Below are 17,636 nucleotides of genomic sequence, written 5' to 3' on the forward strand. Positions count from 1 at the left end.
CTGCGGTGCCTCACTCCGGTGGACCTCGTTCCTCGGCCCCCCTGCGTGGGGGCTCCTCGCCCTCATCGGTGCTTGCCTTTCTCTGAGGTCTGCGGTGCCTCACTCCGGTGGACCTCGTTCCTCGGCCCTCCTGCGTGGGGGCTCCTCGCCCTCATCGGTGCCCGCCCTTCCGGGGCCGGGCCAGCAGCTGCCACGCGGCATCCAGCCCGACGTCGGCGCCGTGCTCGCCGGTCCCGGTGGGATCACCGCACCAGTGCACGACCTCCACGTCCGCCCGACGCAGCCGCTCCAGACGCAACCCGCGTTCCAGCCGTACCAGCTCGTAGGCCGCCTGCGCGGCCTCGTCCAGCTCATCGGTGCGAAGCACCGGCAGTGTGTCCACGGCGATCACCCGGTGCGCCTGGGCGCGCCACTCCTGTGCCATCCGGGCCGCCTCGTCGTCCAGGAACGTGGAGAACAGCACCACCATCGCTGCCGCTGGGATCTGCGGTGCGCGTTCCCGCGGGCTGGGGAAGCTGTCCGGGGCCAGCAGCGCCAACCGGGTACTGATCCGGTCCAGCTGGCGTCGCCCACCTGCCGGAGGCACCGGTCGGCGCCGCAGCCCCAAGTCATCCAGGCCCACCCGGTCCCCGGCCGTCACCGTGGCACGTGCCACCGCCGTGGCTGCCTCCCGTGCGACGTCCAGCGAGATCGGTTCGTCGATCGCCGCCACCCGGCCGCCACCCCAGGTGGCCACATCAGGCCCGACGGCGTCTCGGGAGTCCACCACGAGCATCACCGTGGCATCGGCTGTGGCGAAGGTGCGCCGGGTGTAGATGGTGCCCAGGCGCCGGGTGCGCGGGTCATAGGAGCGCCGGGCCGTGATCCGCCAGTCGATCCTGCGCAGCCGGTCACCAGGGGTGAACGGATGCACGTCGTGCAGGTCGGTGCCATCGCCCACCCGCCGGGAGGTGTGCGGCCCGGTCAGACCTTGCAGACGAGGCGGCAGCGGCATCCGGCGCAGGTCCCGGGCAGGCGGGTAGATCACCACCGGCACCGGACCGGCCACACCCGGGTGTGCCAGCGTCACGCCGTCGAAGCCCGCATCCACATGATCGGTCCGGAACAGTTGAGACACCCCGGTGCGGGCCGTCGTCACCTGCAACGGCACTGTCCGGGTGCCGTCGGCGGCCAGCAGCGCCTGCGCCTCCTGGTGGCCGGGAGAGGAGACCCGGACGCGGACGGTCTCCGCTCCTGGTGGCGCAGCCACCTCGAGCACACCGGCCACCATGCCTGCCCGAGCCGGACCCGTGGCGCGGCGCACTGCCAGGCGAGCCTGCGCCGTCGGGCGGGTCAGCCACCCCCAGGTGAAGCAGAGCAGGAAGGGGACCCCGAGCACGGCCACATCTGAGCGTCCCGCCACCAGGCCGCCCACCAGCACCGCCGCACCCACAGCGGCCGTGCTGAGGGCGTCGGAGCCGATGCTGTGGCCGGTCATGAGCGTGCTGTGCTCGACGCGCCCGCCGTGGCCGGCCCGGGCACCTCCTCCAGCAGAGCGGAAACCACCTCGATCGGGGTGGTTCCCGACGCCCAGGCCCCCGGGGTGAGGGTGAGCCGGTGCGCAAGTGCCGCCACGGCCACCTCCTTGACGTCCTCCGGGGTGACGAAGTCGCGCCCATCCAGCACGGCGAGGCCGCGCGCCACCAGCACCAGCGCCTGCGACCCACGCGGCGAGGCCCCCACCTCCACGGCGGGGTGCGCGCGGGTCGAGGCCGCCAGGTCCACGCAGTAGCGCAGCACGTCCGGGTCCACCTCGATCGCCTCCACCCCGGCCTGCATCCCCAGCACGGTCTCGCTGGTGACCACCTGCGCCACCGAGGCATGCTCGGTGCGGCGGGCGATCCTGCGGGTGAGCACATCCACCTCGGCCTGGGCGTCCGGATGTCCGACGGCGAGACGCACCATGAATCGGTCGAGCTGGGCCTCGGGGAGGGGGTAGGTGCCCTCGTACTCCACCGGGTTGGAGGTGGCGAGCACGTGGAACGGCGCCGGCAGGGTGAAGCTGGTGCCCTCCACGGTCACCTGCCGCTCGGCCATCGCCTCCAGCAGTGCCGACTGGGTCTTCGGGGCGGTGCGGTTGATCTCGTCCGCGAGGAACAGCCCGGTGAATACGGGGCCCGGCCGGAACGTGAATTCCGCCGCGTTCGGGTCGTACGCGTAGGAGCCGGTGATGTCGGCGGGCAGCAGGTCGGGGGTGCACTGCAGCCGGGAGAAGTCCAGTCCGAGGGCTTGGGCGAGGCACCGGGCCGCGAGGGTCTTGCCCAGGCCGGGCACGTCCTCGAACAGCACGTGCCCACCTGCCAGGATCGTCGCCAGCGCCACCCGCAACGGCCGGTGCATGCCCACGACGGCGGTACTCACCTCCGCAAGGACCGCACCGCCGAGGTGGGCCACCTCGGCCACCGGGAGCGGGGCGTGCTGGCCTGACTCGTGGTCGGTCCGATCGGGGCCCCGGGTCTGGGCGGGGCCTGGGGGTTCACCTGGGGTGGACATGGGCTCCCTCTCTCGTGGGTGGGGTGCGCAGCAGAGTCTCTGCGGTGGCCATCGCGCGGCGGGCGGTGGCGCGGTCCGGCGGTGGGTTCTCCGTGCCGGGTGGTTCAGTGAGCCAGCGAGCCACCCGGGGTCCGAACAGCTCGGTCGCTCGACGTGAGGTCGCGTCGGTCCTGGTGAGCCGCAGAGTCTCGGTGAGGGCGCGGTGCAGTCGTGCCGCGCCGACGCCGGAGAGGCCGCCCGTGCCGTCGAGCATCGACCAGGTCAGGGTGGAGACGTCCCGCCGGGCGCCGTCCCTGCGCCCGAAGCCGAGACCGGGCCAGGTCGTCTGGCTGCCGACGTCGAGCACGCTGACAACGAGGGTGAGTGCCGCGACCAGGCCGGTGAGCAGGAGCGCATGGGGGAGGTGCACGCCGATCACCCATGCCAGGGCGCCGATGCCCAGCGCGCCCAGGAAGGGATACCAGGGGCGCAGCCGGGAGGCCCGTGAGGTCATCGGGCGCCTCCGTTGGGATCTGGCTGGGAGGGCTCGGTGAGCGCGGGCCAGGATGCGGTGAGGGCAGCGAACGCCTCGGTGGCGGCGGCCACATCCTCGCGCTTCGGGTCTGAGGTGGAGAACCGGGCCCGGTGGTAGAGACGCAGCAGCCGGGTGATCGCCTCCTGGTCGGCACCGGTGCGGGTGAGGACTGCGGCAGTGAACTCGGTGGGAGTCTGAGCCGGACGCCGTCGGACGCCGGAGCGTGCAGCCGCCTCCTCCAGCGCCAGCCAGGCTGCCACGATGGCATCGCGTGGCTCGTGGATCTGTTCCAGGTGCGCCACCGCGGCTTGGACCCCGCGATGCAGCACCGGGAGCTCCGGTTCCTCATCGATCTCACCGTGGCCGGCCAGCCCCCGCGGCTCCGGTGGAGCAGGTGGTGTGGGGCGGCGCAGCCAGAGCAGCAGGCGCACCAACAGTGCGAGCACCACCAGGGCGGCCAGCACGGCACCGACCACCAGCAGCCAGCGCAGGTCCGGAGCGTGCAGATCGCTCTCGGGCAGGGTGGGCGTGGGCGTGGGCGCGGGCGAGCGGGGCTCGGCCGTCGGGAGCTCGGCGGTCGGGGCGGTGGCCTGGACGGGATCGCGAGGCTCGAACCGTGGCTCGAACTCCCACGACCCGACGAGGGGTGCCGCGAGCACCACCACCAGCAGCACCAGTGCCACCAGCGAGGTGGCCGTGAGTGCACGGGTGGACCGACCCGGGAGTGCACGGGTGGACCGACCCGGCCCGGCACCTCCGGCGGGCTCGGTGGACGAGTCAGGCACGGCGCCGGTAGTCGAGGATCCGGAACTGGGTGCCGGTGCGCGCGGTCTGCCAGGGTCGCGGCGCCGCGTGCCACTCGGGGCCGATCACGGGGGCGTAGGTGTCTCCCTCGACGTCGAGGTCGATCTCGGTGACCAGTAGTCGGTCGGCGTGGGCCATTGCGGCCGTGTAGATCTCACCGCCGCCGCAGATCCAGGCTTCTTCTCCCTCGACGAGCGCGAGGGCCTGCTCCATCGAGGTGACCACCTCGGCACCTGGGGCGGGGTAGGAGGGGTCGCGGGTGAGCACGATGTTGCGCCGCCCCGGGAGGGGACGGAACCGTTCCGGCAGCGACTCCCACTGCTTGCGCCCCATCAGCACCGGATGCCCCGCAGTGGACTCGCGGAAATGGCGCATGTCTTCGGGCAGGTGCCAGGGCAGGTCGCCGGCGCGCCCGATCACTCGGTGGTGGGCCTGTGCCCAGATCATCCCGAGCACGACCTCTCCCTCCTGATGTCCGCCCTGCGTACCGGCGCTACCGTGCGTCCCCTCAGACTGCCACAGGTGCCTTGATGCTCGGATGGTGCTGGTAGTCGAGCACCTCGACGTCGTCGAAGGCGTAGGAGAACAGGTCCGGCGCCTGCCGCAGCTCCAGCCGAGGGAAGTCGAACGCGGTGCGGCTGAGCTGCTCGCGCACCTGTTCGGTGTGGTTGTCGTAGATGTGGCAGTCACCACCGGTCCAGATGAAGTCTCCCACCTCCAGGCCCGACTGCTGGGCCACCATGTGGGTGAGCAACGCGTAGGAGGCGATGTTGAAGGGCACTCCGAGGAACAGGTCCGCGCTGCGCTGGTACAGCTGGCAGGAGAGGCGGCCCTGTGCCACGTAGAACTGGAACAGGGCGTGGCACGGAGCCAGGGCCATCTTGTCCAGCTCGGAGACGTTCCAGGCTGAGACGAGCATCCGCCGCGAGTCCGGCTGCTCCCGCAGCTGCTGGAGCACGGTCGCCAACTGGTCGATGTGCCCGCCGTCGGGGGTGGGCCAGGAGCGCCACTGGACGCCGTAGACCGGGCCGAGATCGCCGTCGGGGTCTGCCCACTCGTCCCAGATGCGCACCCCGTGCTCGCGCAGGTAGGCGATGTTGGAATCGCCCCGGAGGAACCACAGCAACTCGTGCACCACCGACTTCAGGTGCACCCGCTTGGTGGTGACCAGCGGAAAACCCTGGGAGAGGTCGTAACGGAGTTGGTGGCCGAAGATCGACCGGGTGCCGGTGCCGGTGCGGTCCGACTTCGGCGAGCCCTGCTGCAGGACGTGGGCAAGAAGGTTCTCGTACTGGGTGTCCGGCATGGCGATCAGTCTAGGTCGGTGTCGCGGCGGGGCCGGTCAGGCTCGGCGGCCTCGTCGGCGATCCGGGCGGCATCGGCGAACAGGTCGCGGCTGTCTGGGTCGTCCCCGGAGGTGATCTCGGTGACCTCGATGAGGGACTCGAGCTCACGGGCAAACTCGGCGGGTGCGGCCCCGAAGGCCGCCTCCATCCCCTCGATGAGGTTCTTGCCCATCACCCGGCCGCCGGCGTACCCGATCACCGCACCGATCCCGAACGGCACCAGTCGGCCCAGCATCACCGAGCCGCCCTTGGCGACGACCGCCTTGGCGACTCGTCCGCGCAACGCCTTGTTCACCGTCTTCACGGTGGCCACCGGCATCCGGGTGAGCAACACCTGCGCCCAGGTGGCCGTGGACAGGCCCAGCTGCTGCTCGAGCAGCTCCGGGCCGTTCTCACCGAGCAGCGTGGTCAGCAGCAGGGCCCGACGGCGGGCGGCGTCTTCGGTGGCGATCCCGTGCACGTCCGCCACCGCGAGGGTGAGGGCGGCCGAGGCGGCCACGAACGCGCCCACCTGCCCGGCCGTCAGAGCGATCGCGACACCGGTACCCACCACGGGGAAGGCGGCCGCTGCTCCCACGGCGCCACCGGAGGTGCTCACCGCCATCAGGTACCGGCGCTCCATGAGGGCGATCAGTTCGGCCGGGGAGGCGTCCGGGTGGGCGCGCCGGAGCCCGTCCACGTACCGGCGCACCTGGGTGGACGGGATCGTGGTTGCTGCGTCGATGAGGTGATCCAGCCGCGGTGCCATCGACTCAGTCCTTCCCGGGAGGGGCCAGGCGCACCTCGTGCGGCAGGCCGGCGTGCAACGTACGGCCCACGGTGCACGCCTGCTCCGCGGCGCGGGAGATCACCCGGACCAGGGCTTCGGTCTCCTTCTCGGTCAAGGAGTCCGTGTCCAGCAGCACGTCCACCTCGGCCGAGGTGTACCGGTTCTGCTGCTCGTCCTTCTCGGTGCGGACCACGGCGCCGCCAGTGAAGTCCTCGCCGAGGCGCCGCCCGATCGGCAGATCCGCGCTCATCATCGTGCAGGCCGCCAGCGCCAATGCCATCAGCTCACCGGGGTTGAAGACACCGTCGATCTCGCGCGGGCCGATCGCCACCTCGCCGCCGCGGTCGTTCCGGGCGACGTACTGGCGGGTGCCGGTGCGTTCGATGCGAAGTCCAGAGGTGGGAAGTTCCATCCCCTGATCATCGCACTGGATCACACCGGATGGGGCGCCGGGTGGGTCGACGTATGTATTCTGATTACTGGAACAAAAGTATATTATTTGGCAATGCTGGAGACGGATCGATCGAGGCCTGGGTCGCCACCCGTGGTGACCTCTGGCGGCAGTACGCACCACGGTTGTGCGGAGAGTTGACGAACGTGTCCGGCTATGCCAGGTGGACCGTTGCCCCGGTCGACCGATCGGTCTGGCTGAACGGTTCGATGCGAGACGGGTGCTGGCGATCAGTGCTGACCGACGGCTAGGTCAGCCTCGTGGATCCACGTGCAGCTTCGGGCCCGGGCCTGCGCCGGACGGGCGGACCCCGCGGAATGCCTCAGCCAGACCGTCGAGGCCGATCGTGGCTTGAACGAGTGGTTCGGGGTCCACCGAGCCGTCGGCATAGGCGGCGATCGCACCGTCCAGACCGGCGGAGGCGCCCAGGATCCCGACGGCGGTCACATCCTTCAGGGCGAGTGTGCGGGTATCGATCGTGCTCGGACTCCCCGCCACACCGATATAGACGACCCGTTTGCCCGGTTCCACCTGATCGAGGGCGAACGCCGGAATCGTTGGCGCATTCGTCGCGTCGATCACCGCATCCCATGCGAGTTCGGGGAGGTCCTCGGCCTTCCAGACCCCATCGAAACCGAACGTGCGGGCGAACTCGAGGGACGCCGTCGTGGTCCCCAGCAGGTGCACCTGTGCGCCGGCGGCCCGGGCGAACAGCCCGGCGAGCAGGCCGATCGTGCCCGGACCGGCGATCAGCACACAGTCTCCCGGCGTGAGTTGGGCGGCGCGGACCGCGCGCAACGCGTTGCCGCCCGGTTCCACCATTGCACCGGAGGTGTCGTCCACGGCATCCGGGAGCAAGTGCAGGGCCGATGCGGGTACGAGCAGCTGCTCGGCGAGCGCGCCAGGCCAGCCGTGGCGCACCCCGATCTCGTACCGGGAGGCGCACACGTGGTGCCGGCCCGATCGGCACCGGGCGCAGGTGCCGCACCCCAGCATGGTGTCCCCGGTGGTGCGCCGGCCGAGGAGGTCCGGGTCGACGCCGTCGCCCACCGCGCTGATGGTGCCGCACCATTCGTGGCCGAGGCGGATCGGATAGCTGGCGAACCCGTCCGCGAGGTAAGCCATTTCCCCGGTGTAGAACTCCTGGTCGGTGCCACAGACTCCGACGCGTGCCATGTCGACCACGACCTGGTCCGGTCCGGCTCGCGGTGGTTCGACGTCGACGACGGTCGCGGTGTGGGGTGCGGTGAGGACGAAGGCTCGCATCAATGGTCATCTTCCGGTCGATCGACGATGGTTCGGATTGCCTCGAAGTCGCCCACGAGGGCGTCCAGAGGGGTGCGGTGAGCGAGTGCGCTGATGCTGATCGCCCCGTGAGGCGCAGGCGGGGATGGTGCGGCGGGTACGGCAAGGCAGACGATGCCGATCTCGTTCTCCTCCTCGTCCACCGCGTAGCCCTGGTCACGAATCTTCTCGAATGCTGCGTGCAACTCCTCCGGCTGGGTCAGTGTGTGGTCCGTAGGCCGGGCGAGCGGGCGGTTGCCGATCCAGCGACTGATCTCATCGGCACTGGTGAGCGTCTGGGCGAGGAGTAGCTTGCCGACGCCCGTGGCGTGGGCGGGATTGCGGCCGCCGACCACCGAGCTGATCCGCATCGCGCCGGTCGGGGGGTCGACCTTGGCTCGATAGACCACATCGTGACCGTCCAGGATGGCGTAGTGGACCGTTTCCCCGTAGCGGTGACAGAGCCGGCTCAGGGCGGGGGCGACCCGCATGTGCTCGGGCCGCTGCTCGTGATTGGCGAAGGCGAGCCGCACGAACTCATCACCGAGCAGGTATCGCCCGTGACCGTCCTGGATGGCGAGCCGTTGCCGGCGCAACGCGGCGAGGGCGCGATGGACGGTGGGCTTCGGGCTCGCGACCTGCCGGGACAGCTCGTCGAGCGTGACGCCGTGCGGGTGAGCGCCGAGCTCGATGAGCACGGCCAGCACGCGATCGGTACCGACCAGCCGCGCCTCCTGGGCCATTGCACCATCCTTGGGTTGCTCTGCGGGAACTCCCCGCCTAGTCTTCACAATACTAGATCGAGGGTCCAGTAAATGGAAAGTTGGCATCGATGGGTCACGCACAGCCTCGCAGTTCGCAGTGGTACGGGGGCAGGGACCGCAACAGCTATATCCATCGCGCCTGGATGCGCCGCGGCGCGCCCATGGACGCCTTCGACGGGAAGCCGCAGATCGCGATCGCCAACACTGCCTCGGATCTCACGCCGTGCAACGCCCATCTGGACGAGGTGGCCCAGCACGTGAAGATGGGGGTCTGGGAGGCCGGCGGTGTACCGCACAACCTCCCGGTGGTCTCGCTCGGGGAGACGCAGATGCGTCCGACGGCGATGCTGTGGCGCAACATGGCAGCGATGGCTGCGGAAGAACTGCTCCGGGCCAACCCCATCGACGGCGTCGTGCTGCTCGGCGGCTGCGACAAGACTATCCCGGCCCTACTGATGGCCGCCGCCTCGGTGGACATCCCGGCCGTCGTGGTCCCGGGCGGCCCGATGGCCACAGGGACGTTCCGGGGGCGTGCGCTCGGCTGTGGTACTGACGTCTGGCGGCTCAGTGAAGAGACTCGCGGTGGCGAGATGTCCGCCGAGGACTTCCTGCGCTCGGAATCGTCGATGATCCGCAGTAAAGGTCACTGCAACACCATGGGCACCGCGTCGACGATGGCCCTGATGGCCGAGGCGCTCGGCGTCGTGCTCCCGGGCCTGGCGGGAACCCCCGCCGTGGACAGCAACCTGCTCGCCGGCGCGCACGAGACAGGACGGACCATCCTCGAGATGGTGCGCCAGGACCGGCGCCCGAGCACCACCATCACGCGCGCATCCTTCCTCAATGCCATCGTGGCGCTCGCGGCCATCGGTGGCTCGACCAACGCAGTGGTCCACCTGCTCGCGATCGCCGGCCGGCTCGGCGTCGAGCTGAGCCTGGACGATTTCGACCGGGTCGGCTCCGGCGTCCCGTTGCTGGTGAACCTGCAGCCTTCCGGCGAGTTCCTGATGGACGACTTCCACCGGGCCGGGGGATTCCGCTCGGTGCTGCGCGACGTCCGTGACCTCCTCGATCCGGAGGCGATCACGATCACGGGACGACCACTCGTGGATGGCCTGGACGAGGCCCGGGTCTGGGACGGCGACGTGATCCGTGACCGTGCCGCACCACTTCAGCGCGATGCCGGGATCGCGGTCCTGCGCGGCAACCTGGCACCGGGCGGAGCCGTGATCAAACCAGCGGCCGCCTCACCGCACCTGATGACGCACAGCGGACCCGCGGTGGTCTTCGACAGTGTCGAGGACCTGCACGCGCGCATCGACGATCCGGACCTGGAAGTGGACGAGAACTCGGTCCTCGTGCTCCGCGGCTGCGGCCCGAAGGGCTACCCGGGGATGCCGGAGGTCTCCAACATGCCCCTGCCACGCAAGCTGCTGGAACGTGGCGTGCGGGACGTCGTGCGAATCTGCGACGGACGGATGAGCGGGACGGCGTACGGCACCGTCGTGCTGCACGTGACACCGGAGGCCGCCGCCGGCGGACCGCTGGCGCTGGTTCGGACCGGTGACGTCATCTCCCTCGATGTCCCCGCGCGGCGGATCGAGGTGCTGATCAGCGACGAGGACCTGGCGGCACGCTCACCGAGTGAGCGAACCGTGCAGAGCTTCGCGAATCCCGCTCGCGGCTGGGAGCGGCTGTACGTCGACCACGTGCTGCAGGCCGATGCCGGTGTGGACCTGGACTTCCTGGTGGGTTCGTCCGGCTCGGAGGTGCTGCGTGAGTCGCACTGACTCAGGGAGGAAACACTGGTGGTGACTGTGAGTGATACCGCCCACCTCGCGAACGGCACGAGGTGCGAGCTGGGTGAGGGCCCGTTCTGGGACGCGCCCCGCGGCCGACTGCTCTGGGTCGACATTGTCAGCGGCACCGTGCACATGGGTGTGCTCCAGGACGACGGCGCGGTCGAGACCGTCCAGAGCGTGCCCTTCGACGAGACGATCGGCGCTGTCGCACCGGCAGCGAGCGGCCAGTGGATCCTCGCCGGCTCGGACCGGATCCTGATGCGCACACCCGACGGGCACCTCACCCCGGGACCCACGATCTTGCCCGGAGATGGCCGGCGGCGCTGCAACGACGCCAAACCCGACCCGGCCGGCAGGTTCGTGGTCGGCACCCTGCATGCCGGCGGTGCGCAGCAGGTTCCCGCTGAGGTACTCCTGCGCATCGAGCCCGACGGCGATCTCACCACGATCGATGACGACCTCACCTTGGCCAACGGGCTCGCGTGGAGCCGGGACGGGACGCGGATGTACAGCGTCGACACCCTGCGGCAGGTCGTCTACGTCCGCTCCTACGACCCGGTCTCCGGAGCCACGGGCGCCCGCTCGGAACTGGTGCGCCTGGACGACGGATATCCGGACGGGATGTGCTTGGACACCGAGGAACACCTCTGGGTAGCCGTCTGGGGAAGGGGCAGGTCCACCGGTACTCGCCCGAGGGTGAGCTGGTCGGAGTCGTCGACGTGCCCGCGCCGCACACCTCGAGCGTGGCGTTCGCGGGCGATGAGCTGCGCACCTTGGTCATCACCACGGCCACTCAGGGCCTCACCGATGTTCAACTCCAGCAATTCCCGCAATCGGGATTCCTGTTCACCGTGGAGCCGGGTGTTGCTGGACTGCCGCAGCCCTTGTGGGCCGGCCCCGAGCGGGCGGATCAGCCCGACCGAACAGGTGAGGCCGGTGGCCTGACGTGATCGCTTCGCGATGGTGCGATCACGGACGAATGACGACCCAACGATGGAGTGCACAGCCATGACTCGACGAGCAGTAGTGACCGGTGGGGTGAGTGGGCTCGGCGCTGCCACCGCCGAGCGGCTGGCCGCGGACGGAGTGGAGATCATCACGGTCGACATCGCCGACAGCGCCGATGTGGTCCTCGACATCTCCGACGCCGCCGCCGTGCGCGAGGCTGCCGAACGGATCGGCGCCGTGGACATCCTGATCAACAGCGCAGGCATCGTCGGGCCGAACATCCCGTTCTGGGAGGTGGACGATGCCGCATGGAAGCGCACGTTCGCCGTCAACGTCGATGGGACGTTCAACGTGTGCCGCGCCTTCGCTCCGGCGATGATCGAGTCCGGATGGGGGCGGATCGTGAACTTTGCCAGCATGGCCGGCAAGGACGGAAACCCGAATATGATCGCCTACTCGGCCACGAAGGCCGCCGTCATCGGCATGACGAAGACGATGGGCAAGGACCTGGCGCAGTTCGGAGTGCTCGTCAATGCCATCGCCCCCGCCGTCGTCTCCACGCCGATGAACGCTGAGACTGCCCCTGATGTGCTCGCGCACATCACCAGCCTTATCCCGATGAAACGCGTCGGCCGGGCCGACGAGGTGGCCGAGCTGGTGGCCTGGCTCGCTTCGGACAGATGCTCCTTCTCCACCGGCGCCGTGTACGACATCTCTGGTGGGCGCGCCACGTACTGAGCCCGAGGCGACCCCCTCCCGACGGCGGCGGGCCCGCTCAGTGCGAGCGTGCGCCGTCGGGTGTGGTGCTGATCCCGAAGGCGGCAAGCTCGTCACGGATCTCGTCGATGGCCGCGACCAGCCGCTGCAACGGCGTGCGGCGCGCCAACGCGCTCACGCTGACCGCTCCCGACGGCGTGCTGGGCGAGGCGAGGAACGTCGGCAGGGCCACGCACGCGACGCCGAGCTCGCTCTCCTCATCGTCGACGGCGTACCCGCGTGCGCGGATCTGTTCCAACTCAGCGTGCAGTGCTGTTGCGGACGTGAGCGAGTTCGGTGTCCGTGGCTCCACCGGGGCAGCGTCGGTCCAGGCTTGGACCGACTCCAGATCGGGCAGGCGGTAGGCGAGCAGCAGTTTGCCCACGGCGGTGACATGGGCGGGGTTGCGTCCCCCGACGGTCGACGTGAGCCGCACCGCGCCTGCCGGCGGATCGACCTTTGCCTGGTAGACTACCGAGCGATCGTCGAGCACAGCGAAGTGGACGGTCTCGGCGAAGCGCTCGCACAGCGCCTGCAACGCCGGTGTGACCCGTTCATGGTCAGGCCGGGCCTCGCGGTGGCTGAATGCGATCCGGAAGAACTCGTCGCCGAGCCGGTACGTCCCACGACCGTCCTTGGTGGCCAAGCCGGCCCGCACCAGGGCGCCGAGTGCGCGGTGGACGGTCGATTTCGCGCTCCCGATGGTGGTGGTCAACTCGTCCAGGCCGATCCCGGCCGGGTGTTGAGCAAGTTCGACGAGAACAGCGAGGACGCGGTCGGAACCGACCAGTCGGCCGTCGGTGGCAGGGGGAATCGCCATCACCTCACCCTAGTCCTGGCCGTTCCCGCGATCAGTGGCGAGCGGCGCGTCGAGGCGGTCGTCCTCGCGGCTGGCAAGCAGTTGCAGGTACCGCACCCGGTGTGCGAACACCTCGGCCATCTGCTCGGCCATGTCGTCGACGAAGTCGGCCCGGTAGAGCGCATCGGTGAGCACGGAGATCGCGTAGTACAGGCCGGTGAAGGTGGCCAGCGCCACCGAGACCCGCAGCAGGGTCTGGGTAATGAGCAGGTCTGCGCCGGCGAGCGAGAAGCGCTGTTGCCACGAGCCACCGTCGATGCTCCAGGCCTCCAGCACCCCGTCGGTGATGGTGAGGGTGCCGAGTGCGAAGAAGAACAGCCCCACCCCGGCGCTGATCACGATCACCTGGAGCAGTTGGTTGGTGCCCACCATCGCGGCGATGTTCATCTGTTGCGGCCGCGTCAGCGGCGGAAGCTCGGCCACCTCCGGGTGCTCGGCCGCGGCCCGGTCCAGTACTTCCTGGGACTCGCTGCGCAACCGGATCCGCAGGATCACCGCGATCAGCAGGGCGAAGAACCCGGCGAGGATGAAATCCGAGACACCGGGGGTGTGATCGAACACCTGCCACACCTCGGCGTTGTAGAAGAGCGCGATCGAGAAGATCAGCAGCAGCGGCAGGAAGCGGATCAACCGCACCAGGGATGACCCCAGGTCTCGCCAGATGCGCCCCATGCCCCACCACAGGGTGGCCGCCAGCCCGTAGCCGACCACGCCACGGACGATTGCAAGGAGCACCAGGTTCCCGGCCGCGGTACTCAGAGCCGTGCCCCACTGGGCGCCGATGATGGCCGGCACGGCCGCCGGGGCCAGCACGAAGAACGCCAGCTCGGGCAGGCCCACGTCCTGTGGAAGGGTGCTCCATCGTCTGCCGCGCAGCACGTTCAGCCCGACGTAGGCCGCGAAGATGATCGCCACCGCCCCCACCACGGCGAGCACGTTCGCCCATGCCGACCAGTCCAGACGCACCGCACCGGTCAGCTGCAGCAACAACACCACGAGCAGGAACGGCGCTGCGCGGCCGAAGACATCCCGCCGCGCCGAGTGGTTCTCCACCAGCAGCGGCAGCCCGAACCGGCGGAAGGTTCGCTCACACGCGCGGATCTCGGCGTCGGCGGTCATGGCCGTGACTGTACCGAGTCCCACCTCGCAGGATGGAAACCTGCCCTGGCGCCGCCTCGCCGCCTCACCCGCGTCGATCGTGCCAAGTGAAGGGCCGGGACCACTGACGAACCCGCACCCGTCTGACGAGACGCGGGGCACTCGGACAGCGCAAGATAGGGGGATGACCGAGACCACCCTGAGTACTGCTGTCGAGCCCGCCGTCCAGCTCGCCCGGCGGTGGGCCGAGGCGACGTCGCACGGCACGACCGCGAGCGAGAGCCGTACCTCGGGCCGGTTGGCCGCGCTGGTCTCGGACCCCGAGGGGCTCGACCTCGCGGTGCGTTTCGTGGATCGGGTAGCCCGGCCGGAGGATCTGGCGGTGGCCGCTCGCGAGCTCGGCCGGCTCTCCACCTCTGCCGCAGGCGGCTTCCTCTCTCCGGTGGACCGAGCGATGCTCGCCGTGGGCGCGTCGGTCGCGAGACTGGCGCCGTCGGTGGTGGTTCCGCTCGCCCGGGCACGGCTGCGTCAGTTGGTGGGGCACCTCGTCGTGGACGCGTCTGACCCGGGACTGGCCCAGCATCTGGCGAACGCCCGGGCGGACGGGCGGCGGTTGAACGTGAACCTGCTCGGAGAAGCTGTGCTCGGCGAGCAGGAGGCTGCCTCCCGCGCGGCCCGCACCCGGCAGATCCTGGAACGTAGCGATGTCGACTACGTCTCCATCAAGGTCTCAGCCCTGGTCTCTCAGATCAGTCCCTGGGACACCGAAGGCACGGTCGTTCGCGTGCTTGAGCGGCTCCGCCCGCTCTACCGCACTGCCGCGGCGAAGACCCCGACGGCGTTCGTGAACCTGGACATGGAGGAGTACCGCGACCTCGACCTCACCGTGGCGGTGTTCGAGGCGATCTGCAACGAACCCGAGTTCCTGTCCCTGGAGATGGGGATCGTGCTGCAGGCCTACCTGCCCGACTCCTACGACGCGCTACAACGACTCATCCGCTTCGCCCAGGCACGCCGCGGCGCGGGAGGGGCACCGATCAAGATCCGCCTCGTCAAGGGGGCCAACCTGGCGATGGAGCACGTGGAGGCCGAGGTGCATGGCTGGGCGCAGGCGACCTACGGGAGCAAGGAGGAGGTCGATGCGAACTACGTGCGCATGCTCGACACCATCCTGTGCCCGGAGGTGGCCGACGCCGTCCGCGTGGGCGTGGCCTCGCACAACCTGTTCGACCTCGCTCTGGCGCACCATCTGGCCGTTGGGCGGGATGTCGCGCACGCCTTCGACGTGGAGATGCTGCAGGGCATGGCGCCGGCTCAGGCGCGCGCTGTGGCAGCAGAGGTGGGCACCCGCAGCCCGCTGATCCTGTACACCCCGGTGGTGGCCGCGCAGGACTTCGACGTGGCCGTTTCCTACCTGGTGCGCCGCCTGGAGGAGAATGCCGCACCGGAGAACTTCGTGCACGCGATCTTCGCCCCGCACGCCGGTGACGAGACGGGCTCCTCCCCGCTGACCGACCAGGAGCACCGGTTCCGGGCCTCGGTGGCCGCTGCCGGGCAGGTCAGCGCCGAACGACGCCGGACCGCCGAGCGGGCGCCCAGTGGGCGCTCGTTCGTGAACTCGGTGGATTCCGACCCCTCACTGCCCGAGGTGCGGCAGGCAGCCAGGGAGTGGGTGACCGCCCCGCCCCGCGAGCTCACCTCCCCGATGCTCGGCTCCACCGAGGCCGTCGACGACGTGGTGGCGCGGGCGCGGGTGGCCCGTGCCAGCTGGGTCGCCCGTCCGGCGGCCGCACGGGCAGCCGTGCTACGCACCGTTGCCGACGAACTCGAGGCACGACGGGGTGCGCTCGTGACTGTGGCCGCCCATGAGGGCGGCAAGACGGTCGCCGAGTCGGATCCGGAAGTCTCCGAGGCGATCGATTTCGCCCGCTACTACGCCGACCGGGCCGAGGAGATCGAGCAGATCTCCGAGGCTGAGGGTCTGTCCTTCACCCCGGACAGTGTGGTGCTGGTGACGCCACCGTGGAACTTTCCGATCGCGATCCCCACCGGGGGGATGCTGGCGCCGTTGGCCGCCGGCGCCGCAGTGATCGCGAAACCGGCACCGCCGGTCCCGGGTTGTTCGGAGGTGGTCGCCGAGGCGATCTACGCCGCATTCGCGACCCATGACGTGCCGGCAGAACTGATGCAGATCGTGCGCACCGACGAGGGCGATGTGGGGCGCCATCTGGTCTCCCACCCGGACGTCGATCGAGTGATCCTCACCGGTGCCTACGAGACCGCCCAGCTGTTCACCTCCTGGCGGGCCGATCGCCTGACCGGTCCCGGCGTGCTCGCCGAGACCAGTGGCAAGAACGCGCTGGTGGTGACGCCGAGCGCGGACTACGACCTCGCCGTCGCGGACGTGCTGCGCAGCGCATTCGGCCACGCCGGGCAGAAGTGCTCGGCCGCGTCCCTGCTCATCCTGGTCGGTTCGGTGGCGACCTCCGAACGGTTCCGGCGCCAGCTCGTCGACGCCGTCTCCTCGCTGCGTGTCGGCTGGCCGCAGGATCTGGGCACCACGATGGGGCCGGTCATCGAACCCCCGCAGGGCAAGTTGCAGCGCGCCCTCACCACTCTCGAACCGGGGGAGACCTGGCTGGTGGAGCCACGCCAGCTCGACGGCGAGGGACGGCTCTGGTCGCCGGGCGTGAAGGAAGGGGTGTGGCCAGGTTCGGCATTTCACCTCACCGAGTACTTCGGTCCCGTGCTGGGCATCATGACCGCAGACACCCTCGAGGAAGCCGTCGAGTGGCAGAACGCGACCGCCTACGGCCTGACCGGGGGACTGCACAGCCTCGACGAGGCCGAGATCCGGCACTGGCTTACGCACGTGGAGGTCGGGAACGCGTACGTGAACAGGCACACCACGGGCGCGATCGTGCAGCGGCAGTCGTTCGGTGGGTGGAAGCGATCCTCGGTGGGGCCCGGGGCGAAAGCAGGTGGCCCCAACTACGTGGCCCAGCTGGGCACGTGGGCGACCGAGCGCCGTCCGCACGGGCAGGGGACGGTGGGTGCCCGCACGCGGCCGTTGCTGGAGTGGTTCCTACGCCTGAGCGACGACGCAGCGGAGCAGGAGTGGCTCCGGGTGGCCGCGGCCAGCGACGCCTGGGCACGGGACGAAATCTATCGCCGGGAGACCGATCTGACCGGGCTGCGCAGCGAGGCGAACGTGTTCCGGTACCGCCCCGTGCCGCTGCTCACCGTGCGCGCAGGCGCGCAAGCGATGCCGGTGGAGGTGGGCCGGATGGTGCTTGCCGCCACATGCGCCGGCGTGCCGGTCGAAGTTTCGCTGCACTCCGACGTGTTCCGGCAGGTGAGTGCGGCGCTCGGACCGGACGTGGCTGCCATGGACTGGGCCACCGAGACGGACGAGGAGTTCTGTGGCCGGGTGGCTGCCGGTCGCGTGATCGGGCGGTTGCGCGTGATCGGCTATGTGCCCGGGCTGTGGGAGGCCGCCGGCGACGAGCGCGCCGACGTGACCCCGTTGACGGGAGAAGTGCTCGCCTCGGGGCGTCGCGAGATGTTGAGCGTGCTGCGTGAGCAGGCGATCAGCCGCACCATGCACCGGTTCGGTCACCTGCCTGCCCAGGAAGACTCTCCGACCGGCACGCCAGCGGGAGTCGACGGCCGCTGACGCGAGTGCGGCCCATCTCGCTCACTTGGCGAG

General features: G+C 70.0%; 15 protein-coding genes and 1 pseudogene. 4 read left to right on the forward strand and 12 right to left on the reverse strand.

Annotation, left to right across the window (positions count from 1 at the left end):
• Positions 1 to 151 precede the first annotated feature (151 nt).
• From BLU77_RS02480 to BLU77_RS02525, 10 genes are all read right to left on the reverse strand, one after another.
• A complete protein-coding gene (locus BLU77_RS02480; protein ID WP_089771543.1) occupies positions 152 to 1,477 on the reverse strand; it encodes a DUF58 domain-containing protein in 1,326 nt (441 codons plus the stop codon).
• Entirely contained in the window at positions 1,474 to 2,532 is a 1,059-nt protein-coding gene (locus BLU77_RS02485; protein ID WP_089771544.1) for an AAA family ATPase, read from the reverse strand. Before BLU77_RS02485 ends, BLU77_RS02480 begins: the two co-directional genes overlap by 4 nt.
• Positions 2,516 to 3,025 carry a hypothetical protein gene (locus BLU77_RS02490; protein ID WP_089771545.1) on the reverse strand — a complete coding sequence of 170 codons (510 nt, stop codon included), beginning with the start codon at positions 3,023 to 3,025 and terminating at the stop codon, positions 2,516 to 2,518. The genes BLU77_RS02485 and BLU77_RS02490 overlap by 17 nt, the downstream gene beginning before the upstream one ends.
• Positions 3,022 to 3,831: a DUF4129 domain-containing protein gene (locus tag BLU77_RS02495; RefSeq protein ID WP_245708636.1), complete on the reverse strand. Its 810-nt coding sequence runs from the start codon at positions 3,829 to 3,831 to the stop codon at positions 3,022 to 3,024. Before BLU77_RS02495 ends, BLU77_RS02490 begins: the two co-directional genes overlap by 4 nt.
• Positions 3,824 to 4,297, reverse strand: coding sequence for a dihydrofolate reductase (locus BLU77_RS02500; protein WP_089772921.1), 474 nt, complete (start codon positions 4,295 to 4,297; stop codon positions 3,824 to 3,826). Before BLU77_RS02500 ends, BLU77_RS02495 begins: the two co-directional genes overlap by 8 nt.
• Positions 4,298 to 4,358: 61 nt before the next feature.
• A complete protein-coding gene (locus tag BLU77_RS02505) occupies positions 4,359 to 5,156 on the reverse strand; it encodes a thymidylate synthase (protein WP_089771546.1) in 798 nt (265 codons plus the stop codon).
• A 5-nt stretch (positions 5,157 to 5,161) separates the two neighbouring features.
• The gene (locus tag BLU77_RS02510) at positions 5,162 to 5,944 is read right to left on the reverse strand and encodes a hypothetical protein (RefSeq protein WP_089771547.1); all 783 of its coding nucleotides are present in this window, start codon (positions 5,942 to 5,944) and stop codon (positions 5,162 to 5,164) included.
• Positions 5,945 to 5,948: 4 nt separating this feature from the next.
• Positions 5,949 to 6,377, reverse strand: coding sequence for an OsmC family protein (locus tag BLU77_RS02515; RefSeq protein WP_089771548.1), 429 nt, complete (start codon positions 6,375 to 6,377; stop codon positions 5,949 to 5,951).
• A 291-nt stretch (positions 6,378 to 6,668) separates the two neighbouring features.
• Positions 6,669 to 7,682 carry a zinc-dependent alcohol dehydrogenase gene (locus tag BLU77_RS02520; protein WP_089771549.1) on the reverse strand — a complete coding sequence of 338 codons (1,014 nt, stop codon included), beginning with the start codon at positions 7,680 to 7,682 and terminating at the stop codon, positions 6,669 to 6,671.
• Positions 7,682 to 8,443 carry an IclR family transcriptional regulator gene (locus BLU77_RS02525; RefSeq protein ID WP_089771550.1) on the reverse strand — a complete coding sequence of 254 codons (762 nt, stop codon included), beginning with the start codon at positions 8,441 to 8,443 and terminating at the stop codon, positions 7,682 to 7,684. The genes BLU77_RS02520 and BLU77_RS02525 overlap by 1 nt, the downstream gene beginning before the upstream one ends.
• Positions 8,444 to 8,532: 89 nt before the next feature.
• Between BLU77_RS02525 and BLU77_RS02530 the strand changes: the two genes are divergently transcribed.
• The 3 genes and pseudogenes from BLU77_RS02530 (at position 8,533) to BLU77_RS02540 (ending at position 11,952) form a co-directional block, all read left to right on the forward strand.
• Complete coding sequence (locus BLU77_RS02530; RefSeq protein ID WP_089771551.1) at positions 8,533 to 10,254, forward strand: IlvD/Edd family dehydratase; 1,722 nt, start codon at positions 8,533 to 8,535, stop codon at positions 10,252 to 10,254.
• A gap of 27 nt (positions 10,255 to 10,281) precedes the next feature.
• Positions 10,282 to 11,216 (forward strand): annotated as a pseudogene (locus BLU77_RS02535) (SMP-30/gluconolactonase/LRE family protein).
• 58 nt (positions 11,217 to 11,274) lie between these two features.
• Entirely contained in the window at positions 11,275 to 11,952 is a 678-nt protein-coding gene (locus BLU77_RS02540) for an SDR family NAD(P)-dependent oxidoreductase (RefSeq protein ID WP_089771552.1), read from the forward strand.
• Between the two features lie 37 nt (positions 11,953 to 11,989).
• On the opposite strand, the gene BLU77_RS02545 is transcribed toward BLU77_RS02540, so the two are convergent.
• On the reverse strand, positions 11,990 to 12,790 hold the full coding sequence (locus BLU77_RS02545) for an IclR family transcriptional regulator (protein ID WP_089771553.1): 801 nt from the start codon (positions 12,788 to 12,790) through the stop codon (positions 11,990 to 11,992).
• Positions 12,791 to 12,799: 9 nt separating this feature from the next.
• A complete protein-coding gene (locus BLU77_RS02550) occupies positions 12,800 to 13,948 on the reverse strand; it encodes a hypothetical protein (RefSeq protein WP_089771554.1) in 1,149 nt (382 codons plus the stop codon).
• A 163-nt stretch (positions 13,949 to 14,111) separates the two neighbouring features.
• Here BLU77_RS02550 and BLU77_RS02555 point away from each other — a divergent pair, with 163 nt between their 5' ends.
• Positions 14,112 to 17,603 (forward strand): bifunctional proline dehydrogenase/L-glutamate gamma-semialdehyde dehydrogenase, encoded by a 3,492-nt coding sequence (locus tag BLU77_RS02555; RefSeq protein WP_089771555.1) that lies wholly within the window; start codon positions 14,112 to 14,114, stop codon positions 17,601 to 17,603.
• The last annotated feature ends 33 nt before the right edge of the window (positions 17,604 to 17,636 follow it).

This window comes from Ruania alba (genome assembly GCF_900105765.1).
In the GTDB taxonomy this organism is placed as follows: domain Bacteria; phylum Actinomycetota; class Actinomycetes; order Actinomycetales; family Beutenbergiaceae; genus Ruania; species Ruania alba.